We start from the raw sequence: 8,557 nt of genomic DNA, 5'->3' as shown, positions 1-8,557 counted from the left end.
TTGGTGTCGAGCGCGGGGTAGTCCTTGAGCAGCGTGAAGGTGTACGCCACGTCGGCCGCGGTGAACGCCTCGTCGTCGTTCCACGTGACGCCCTCGCGGGTGGTCAGCCGCATCGTCGTGGGGCTCGTCCACTCGAACGCGGTGGCGAGCTGCGGCTCCTTGGTGCAGTCGTACTTGTTGATCTCGAACAGCTGGTCGTAGATCGTCCACAGGGGGCCGATGGCGGTCGTCACGAACGGGTTGTAGTTCGGCTTGGGGTTGGACGAGGGCGAGAAGTTGCCCATGTTCAGGTAGGCGATGCGGCCGTCGTCGGTGGTCCGGCTGGCGCCGGCGCCGCCTCCCTGGTCGGCGGTGGAGCAGCCCGTGAGCAGGAGCGCGGCGGCTCCGGCGCAGGCGATCAGTCGGGTGGCCGCGCGGCGGCCACGGGTGGTGGGGGTCATGGACAACCTTCCTCGTTGAAGACTGGTATGTCGGTCGGTCAGGCGGGACAGCCGCAGGATTCGCGGATCACGGCCCGGGTCTCGAGGACCCGGTCGTCTGGTGGCAGCGGGAGCCTGGCGGCGCCCGGTTCCCCGGTCGCCTCCAGCGCGATCCGCGCCGCCGTCGCACCCAGCTCGAAGGTCGGCTGGTGCACGGTCGTGAGGGTGGGAGAGGCGAGACCGGCGAGGGAGTTGTCGTCGAAGCCGACGATCGCCATGTCTCCCGGGATGGAACGGCCGAGGCCGGGCAGCGTCGCCATCACGCCGAAGGCCAGCTCGTCGTTCGCGCAGACGAGCGCGTCGGGGAGGTCGCCGGAGGCGTGCAGCTCGCGGGCCGCCATCGCCCCGTACTCGGCCTCGAACCCGTACTCGAGGGGGCCGCCGGCCTCGGCGATGCCGTGGTCCGCGAGCGCGTCCCGGAACCCGAGGTAGCGGGAGGTCGGGTCGGGCGACCCGTTGGGGGAGCCCAGGAAGCGCAGGCGCCGGTAACCGTGCGCCTCGAGGAGGTGTGTCGTGACCTCTCGCGCCGCTGCCCGCCCGTCGGTGCGGACCGTCGTCAGGCGGTCGGACGTCGCGGCGACCAGCACGATCGGCATCGTCTGCGCCAGCTCGGCCAGGAAGTCCTCGTCGGCGGTGCCGCCCTGCACGACGAGCGCGTCGGTGCGCTGGGCGAGCTGCTGCACGGACCGGCCGGCGTCGGGCCGGAAGTGGGTGCCGAGGACGTTCACGGCGATGCCGGCGTCGACCGCGACCGACTCGACGCCCTGGACCAGCTCCGCGAAGTACGGGCCGCCGAGGCCGGGCAGCACGATGCCGAGCGTGTGGTACCGCTGGTAGGCGAGGCTCAGCCCGAGCGCCGACGGCGTGTAGCCGAGCGCGTCGATGCTCGCCTGGACCCGCTCGCGCGTGGGGGGTGCCACCTTGGGGTCCTGGCGGGTCACGCGCGAGACGGTGGCGACAGACACGCCGGCGTGCTTCGCGATGTCGCGGACGGTCGGACGACCCGATGCAGCCATGCGTTCGCCTCCTCGTCGAGTGCGTGAACCGGCTTGATGTAACCGGTTACATCACGCACTATGGACCGTGGTACCGGTTACATGCAAGTCTGCAGGTGATCGCCGCCACACTTCAGCACCTACGAAGGAGTAGACCGTTGACTGCCACGCCGTCGGCCGCGTCCCACGCGCCGAGCGTCCCGACCCTGCACGACGACCTCGTCCTCTCCGGCGAGATCCACTACTTCCGCCTCGAGGTCTCCGAGTGGGAAGACCGCCTCGACGCGGCGCTCGCGATGGGGATCAACACGGTCGCGACCTACATCCCCTGGATCGTGCACGAGCTGCCCGACGGCTCGTTCGACCTCACCGGGCGCACCCGCCCGCACCTCGACCTGGGGCGGTTCCTCGACCTGTGCGCGGAGCGCGGGCTCGCCGTCGTCGCTCGCCCCGGCCCGTTCGTCATGGCCGAGCTCAAGCACGAGGGCCTGCCGTACAGCCTCTTCCGCGACCACCCCGAGGTGGTGCCCCCGTCGTGGGACGGCGCCACGCCCGACGTCACGGTCGTCGACTACACGCACCCGGCCTACCTCGCCGCCTGCCGCGGCTGGTACGACGCCGTGATCCCGCTGCTGGCCGCGCGAACGCCGAGCCGCGGCGGCACCGTCGTCGGCGTCCAGCTCGACAACGAGATCGGCATGCTGCCGTGGGTCACCAACTCCCCCGACCTCTCCGACCGCACGGTCGCCGACCTCGTCGCGTGGCTGGTGGCGGCCGAGGGCGAGCAGGCCGTCAAGGAGCGCTACGGCCTCGACCCGGCTGACACCGGCGCCTGGGGCCCGGCGCTGCGGTCCCCCGACGACGAGGTCGTGCTCGCGCTGCACCGCGACCTCGGCCGCTTCACGCGCGAGAAGTACGCGAGCTACGTCCGGCACCTCGCCTCGTGGGCGCGGGAGCTCGGCGTCGACGTGCCGTTCCTCGTGAACATCCACGGCTGCTGGGGCGGCGCCGCCAGCATGTTCCCGCTCGGCGTCTCGCAGCTCTACAAGACGTGGGAGGGCGACACCGACGTCATCCCCGGCACCGACTACTACATCGGCGACCTCACCCTGGAGAAGCTGCCCGGCTTCTGGGCGTCGAACGCCTTCGTCGCGGCCACCACCGTGCCGGGTCAGCCGACCGGCAGCATGGAGTTCGAGGTCGGCAGCGGCGACTACGGCGAGTCGCTCGGCGTGAACAGCGGCCCGGAGGCTGGGCCGCTCAAGCTGCAGACCTGCCTCGCGCAGGGCAACACGCTCGTCAACTACTACCTGCTCACCGGCGGGCGGAACCCGAGGCTCTTCGAGCCCGTGGGCGACGGCAACGACCGCGTCGCGTTCACCGGCGAGCGGCACGGCTTCGCGGCGCCCCTCGACCCCGAAGGGCGGCAGTCGCCCGGCCACGCGCGCCTCGCGGACGCGACGCGGGCGGCCGCCGGCCAGGCCGACCTGCTGCGCGCCGCGCGGCCCGAGACGCCGCCCGTGACCCTCGGCTTCGTCCCCGACCACTACATGACGGAGTACCACTACCCGCGCTCGGAGCGGGACCGGCGGTTCGTCGCCGAGCTCGACCGCTTCCGCGGCTCGGGCCCGCGCGAGATCCTCACGCGCGCGCTCGCCGTCAGCGGGTTCGCGCCCGACGCCGTCAACCTGCAGGACGGCCCGCTGGCGCTCCCGACCGACCGCGTGCTCGCCCTCGCGCCGACCCCGTACCTGGACGACGAGATCCAGGAGCGGCTGGTCGCGTGGGTGCTCGCCGGTGGCCGACTGCTCCTGCACGGCCCCGTGCCGACGCGCGACCTGCTCGACCGGCCGGCGACCCGGCTCGCGGACGCCCTCGGCCTCACGGTCGCCGACCGCCTCGACGAGCGCGTGGGCTTCTTCCCGTCGATCGTCCCCGCCGACGACCGCCTGGAGATGGCCGAGGTGCGCGGCGGGTTCGTCCAGCCGCTCGGCGTCCCGGACGGCGCCGACGTGCTCGCCCGGGTCGCGGGCGGCGCGGGCTCCCCGGGGGCCGGCGAGGCGTGCGTGGTGCGGGTGGCCCACGGCGCCGGGCAGGTGCTCGTCGTGGCCGCCGACATCCCGTGCCTGCTGCCCGTGTGGCAGCGCCTGCTCGCCGAGCTCGGCGCGGAACCCCTGGTGCGGCAGACGACGTCGGTGCCGGGCGTGGTGGTCGTGCCGACGGCCACGGCGGACGGGACGCGCGTCGTGCACACGCTCAACCCCTCGCCATGGGACGCCGAGGTCACGCTCGAGCGCGACGGGCGGCCGCTGCTCGCCGAGCCGCTCCGGCTCCCGGCCCGGACGGGCGCGTGGCTGGTCCAGGAGCCGGGCGCCGCGCACGCGACGCTCGGCTGGATCGGCGGGACGGGGGCGGCCCGATGACCGCCCCGACGACCGGACCTGCCGACGGCCGGACCCTGCCGGCCGCCGCTCCCGCCACGGACCTGGCGCCCCGCCTCGGGAGCACGGTCCTGTACCAGGTCTACCCGCAGAGCTTCGCGGACGCCGACGGCGACGGGGTGGGCGACCTCGCCGGCGTCACCGCTCGGCTCGACTACCTGCAGTGGCTCGGCGTCGGCGCGATCTGGCTCAGCCCGTGCTTCGTCTCCCCCTTCGCCGACGCCGGCTACGACGTCGCCGACTTCCTCACCGTCGCGCCCCGGTACGGCACGAACGAGGACATGGCGCGGCTCACCGAGGAGGCCGGGCGGCGCGGCATCTCCGTCCTGCTCGACCTCGTGGCCGGGCACACGTCCGACCAGCACCCGTGGTTCCTCGCGTCGGCCGACGACCCGGACGACCACCGGTATGTGTGGAGCGACGTCCCCGTCGAGGGGTTCCAGCCCGGCACGGGGCGGCGCGGCGGCTTCTATCGGCCGAACTTCTTCCCGGTGCAGCCCGCGCTCAACTACGGGTACGCGCGCCCGCACCCCGACGAGCCGTGGCGCCAGCCCGTCGACGCCGAGGGCCCGCGGGCCAACCGGGCCGCGCTGCGCGAGATCATGGCGCACTGGTTCGACCTCGGCGTCGCCGGGTTCCGCGTGGACATGGCCGCGTCGCTCGTCAAGGACGACCCGGGCCTCGTGGAGACCGGCCGGCTGTGGCGCGAGACGCGCGACTGGCTGGACGCCACGTACCCGGGACGGGTCCTGGTCAGCGAGTGGGGCGACCCGCGCTCGGCCGTGCCGGCCGGCTTCCACGCCGACTTCTTCCTGCAGTTCGGCGGGGAGGATGACGGCCTGCCGCTGCGCTCCCTGTGGAACAACGGCGCCGGGACCATCAACCCGGAGTGGGGCGACGTGCCGAGCTGGGCCGACGCCGACGCGCGCGGCGACGCGAGAACCTTCGTGCAGGCCTGGCAGGAGGCGACCGGGGCGATCGCCGCCGCCGGGCGCGGCGGCGTCACGGGCCTGCCGACGTCGAACCACGACTTCACCCGCCTCGTGGCGGGCGCGCGCGACGCCGAGCAGGCGAGGGCCGCCCTCGTGCTCACCCTCACCTGGCCGTCGATGCCGTCGATCTACTACGGCGACGAGATCGGCATGCGTTACGTGCCCGGCACGCCGACGCTCGAGGGCTCCCGGCTGAGCCCGACCTACGACCGCGCCGGCTCACGGACCCCGATGCAGTGGGGCGACCTGCCCGCGGGGGCGTTCGGGCCGGACGTCGCGGAGTCCCGCTACCTCCCGCAGGACCCGGACCCCGACCGGCCGACTGTGGCCGCCCAGCTCGACGACGAGGACTCGCACCTGCACCTCGTGCGCCGGCTGGCCCGGCTGCGCACCACGGACGAGCGCCTGGACGCCGCCGCGCCCGTCGAGGTGCTCGCCACCGGCTACCCGATGGCGTACGTGCGCGGCGGGAGCCTCGCCGTCGTCGTCAACCCCGGCCGGGACGGCGCCGCCGTCACGGTGCCCGGCGCCGCGACGGCCCGCGCGCTCGAGGCGCGGGGACTGCAGCTCGACGGCGACGTCGTGCACCTCGACGGGCACGGTTACGCCGTCCTCGACCTCGCCGCCGCGTGACGCGACGGCACCCACGAACCGACAGCACTACCGAAGGAATGCACGCATGACGCACACCACCCCCGCCCCCCGGGACTTCCTCTGGGGCGCCGCGACCGCGGGCCACCAGATCGAGGGCGGCAACACGAACACCGGGCACTGGCTGCTGGAGAACGCCCCCGACACGCACGTCCAGGAGCCGTCCGGCGACGCCTGCGACTCCTACCACCGGTACGGCGAGGACATGCGGCTGCTGGCCGACGCCGGCCTCAACGCCTACCGCTTCTCCCTCGAGTGGGCCCGGATCGAGCCGGCCAAGGGCCAGGTCTCGCGCGCCCAGCTCGACCACTACCGCCGGATGATCGACACCTGCCGCGAGCTCGGCGTGGAGCCCGTGGTGACCCTCCACCACTTCACCGTGCCGCTGTGGCAGTACCAGGAGGGCGGCTGGTACGCGCCCGACGCCGTCGACCGGTTCCGGTTCTTCACCGAGACGGCCGCGCAGATCCTCGACGACGTGAGCTGGGTCGTCACGATCAACGAGCCCAACATGATGGTCAACCAGTCCGAGGCGAAGATCGACACCGAGGTCGGCGTGAACTTCCCCGGCCCGTCGCCGCACGCCTCCCAGGTCATCGCGGCCGCGCACCACGCGTCGATGGACGTGCTGCGGGGGCTCGGGCACGTCAAGGCCGGCTGGACCGTGGCGAACCAGGTCTACCAGGCCGTCCCCGGGTACGAGCGCGAGCGCGACGAGTGGGGGTACTGGCGCGAGGACTTCTTCCTCGAGCAGTCGCGGAACGACGACTTCGTCGGCGTCCAGTCGTACCTGCGCACCATCGTCGGCCCGGACGGCCCGGTGCCGTTCCCGGACGACGTCGAGCGCACCCTCACGGGCTGGGAGTACTACCCGGAGGCGCTCGGGCACGCGCTGCGGCACACGCGCGACGTCACCGGCGGCGTGCCGATGATCGTCACGGAGAACGGCATGGCCACCCAGGACGACGCGCGCCGGATCGACTACACGACCGGGGCGCTCAGCGGCATGGCGTCCGCGATCGACGACGGGTGCGACGTGCGCGGCTACCTGCACTGGTCGCTGCTCGACAACTACGAGTGGGGCTCCTTCCGGCCGACCTTCGGCCTCATCGCCGTCGACCGCGAGACGTTCGTCCGCACGCCCAAGCCCAGCCTCGCCTGGCTCGGGGACCTCGCGCAGCGCGGCGTGCTCCCCCGCGCCGAGGCGCGCCCCGAGGCCGAGGCGGTCTTCGAGGCGACCGTCGCCCCCGTGGCGGCCGCCGTCGCCTCCTGAAGCCGCGCGCGACGGCGGGTCGCTTGGGGTGGCCCGCCGTCGCCCGCTCCCACCCGGAAAGTCTCCGGGCGTACCGCACGAGGAAGTGAGGACGCACCATGACAACCCGACGCACCATCGTCACCGCCCTGGCCGCCACGGGGCTCGCGCTCGCGACGCTGCCCGCGGCCGCGAGCGCCGACCCCGCACGGGACGCCGGCACCGACCCGGCGCAGGAGGCGGGCCGGCACGGCCCCACCAAGCAGCTGCGCACGTGGGCCGAGGACACCTGGCACTCGTTCGAGGCCCTCGTCGTCGACGGGACCGGCCTGCCGGACGACAACATCGGCGGCGACCTGGACCCCGCCACCCGCGGGGGCTACACGTCGCCCACGAACATCGGCGCGTACCTGTGGAGCACGGTCGTCGCCCGCGACGTCGGGCTCATCGGCGCCGCCGAGGCGCGCGACCGCATGGCGACCACGCTCGACACCGTGGCCGGACTGCGCAAGCACGAGCCGAGCGGCATGTTCTACAACTGGTACGACCCGGCCACCGGCGAGCGGCTCGAGACGTTCCCCGGGAGCGGCGACGAGATCAAGCAGTTCCTGTCCAGCGTGGACAACGGCTGGCTGGCGACCGGCCTCCTGCTGGCGAGCCGCGCCGAGCCGTCGCTGGCCGACCAGGCCGACGCCATCCGGGAGCAGATGAACTTCGGCTGCTACTACAACCCCGAGGAGAACCAGATCCGCGGGGGGTTCTGGGAGTCGAAGCTGAACGACGCCGCCGTCGCGGGCGACTACTGCGGCATGGGCGCCGACGTCTGGTACACCGGCCACCACTACGGCGCGCTCAACACCGAGCCGCGGATCGCGTCGTACCTGGGCATCGCGGCGGGGCAGATCCCGGCGAAGCACTACTTCGGCACGGTCCGCGCCTACCCCGCGGAGAGCTGCGACTGGTCGTGGACCGAGACCGACGCGGACGGGGAGTGGAAGGAGTACCTGGGCGTCCGCGTCTTCGAGGGCACGCTCCCGTACCGCGGCATGGACGTCGTGCCCACCTGGGGCGGCAGCATGTTCGAGGCGCTGATGGTGCCGCTGTTCGTGCCCGAGGAGGAGTGGGGCCCGCGGTCGTGGGGCGTCAACCACCCGCTGTACGTGCGCGGCCAGATCGAGCACGGGCTGAAGGAGGCCGACTACGGGTACTGGGGCTTCTCGCCCTCGAACAACCCGGCCGGCGGGTACCGCGAGTACGGCGTCGACCAGCTCGGGCTCGACGGCGCGGGCTACACCTCCGACCAGGAGCGCACAGACGTCGACCAGCCGTACGGCGACTGCCGCGAGGGCTCCCCGGCCCCCACCGAGTACGGCGACGGCGTGGTCACGCCGCACGCGTCGTTCCTGGCGCTGCGCTACGCGCCGGGCCAGGCCGTCGCGAACCTGCGCCGGATCGCCCGCGACTTCGACGCCTACGGCCCCGGGGGCTTCTACGACGCCGTGGCCGTCCGCAGCGGGCAGGTGTCGCAGCGCTACCTCGCGCTCGACCAGGGCATGATCATGGCCGCCCTCGGCAACGCGCTCGCCGACGACGACATGCGGCGCTATGTGGCGACCGGCGCGATGGAGGACGCCGTGCGCCCGCTGCTGGCGATGGAGACCTTCGGCTCCTCCGGCCGCGACTGACACCGTCCCGCCGAACACGGGGTGGGGACCGTATTGAGCCCTCAATACGGTCCCCACCCCGT

5 protein-coding genes and 1 pseudogene are annotated in these 8,557 nt (G+C 73.4%); 4 read left to right on the top strand and 2 right to left on the bottom strand.

What is annotated here, in order from left to right; genetic code table 11:
- A pseudogene (locus tag ABD254_RS10390) lies at nt 1-440 on the bottom strand (ABC transporter substrate-binding protein); the annotation flags it as partial.
- A 38-nt stretch (nt 441-478) separates the two neighbouring features.
- Nucleotides 479-1,495, bottom strand: coding sequence for a LacI family DNA-binding transcriptional regulator (locus tag ABD254_RS10385; RefSeq protein ID WP_344248227.1), 1,017 nt, complete (start codon nt 1,493-1,495; stop codon nt 479-481).
- A gap of 137 nt (nt 1,496-1,632) precedes the next feature.
- Between ABD254_RS10385 and ABD254_RS10380 the strand changes: the two genes are divergently transcribed.
- The 4 genes from ABD254_RS10380 to ABD254_RS10365 all read left to right on the top strand — a co-directional run bounded on the left by ABD254_RS10380 (nt 1,633) and on the right by ABD254_RS10365 (nt 8,495).
- Entirely contained in the window at nt 1,633-3,897 is a 2,265-nt protein-coding gene (locus ABD254_RS10380) for a beta-galactosidase (protein ID WP_344248225.1), read from the top strand.
- Nucleotides 3,894-5,540: an alpha-amylase family glycosyl hydrolase gene (locus ABD254_RS10375; protein ID WP_344248223.1), complete on the top strand. Its 1,647-nt coding sequence runs from the start codon at nt 3,894-3,896 to the stop codon at nt 5,538-5,540. Before ABD254_RS10380 ends, ABD254_RS10375 begins: the two co-directional genes overlap by 4 nt.
- Nucleotides 5,541-5,586: 46 nt before the next feature.
- Nucleotides 5,587-6,831 carry a glycoside hydrolase family 1 protein gene (locus ABD254_RS10370; RefSeq protein WP_344248221.1) on the top strand — a complete coding sequence of 415 codons (1,245 nt, stop codon included), beginning with the start codon at nt 5,587-5,589 and terminating at the stop codon, nt 6,829-6,831.
- A gap of 98 nt (nt 6,832-6,929) precedes the next feature.
- Nucleotides 6,930-8,495, top strand: a complete 1,566-nt coding sequence (locus ABD254_RS10365; protein ID WP_344248219.1) for a glucoamylase family protein — start codon at nt 6,930-6,932, stop codon at nt 8,493-8,495.
- The last annotated feature ends 62 nt before the right edge of the window (nt 8,496-8,557 follow it).

Source organism: Isoptericola hypogeus, from assembly GCF_039531145.1.
In the GTDB taxonomy this organism is placed as follows: domain Bacteria; phylum Actinomycetota; class Actinomycetes; order Actinomycetales; family Cellulomonadaceae; genus Isoptericola; species Isoptericola hypogeus.
The sequence above is the reverse complement of the archived record's forward strand: the minus strand, read 5'-3'. Positions and strand labels throughout refer to the sequence as shown.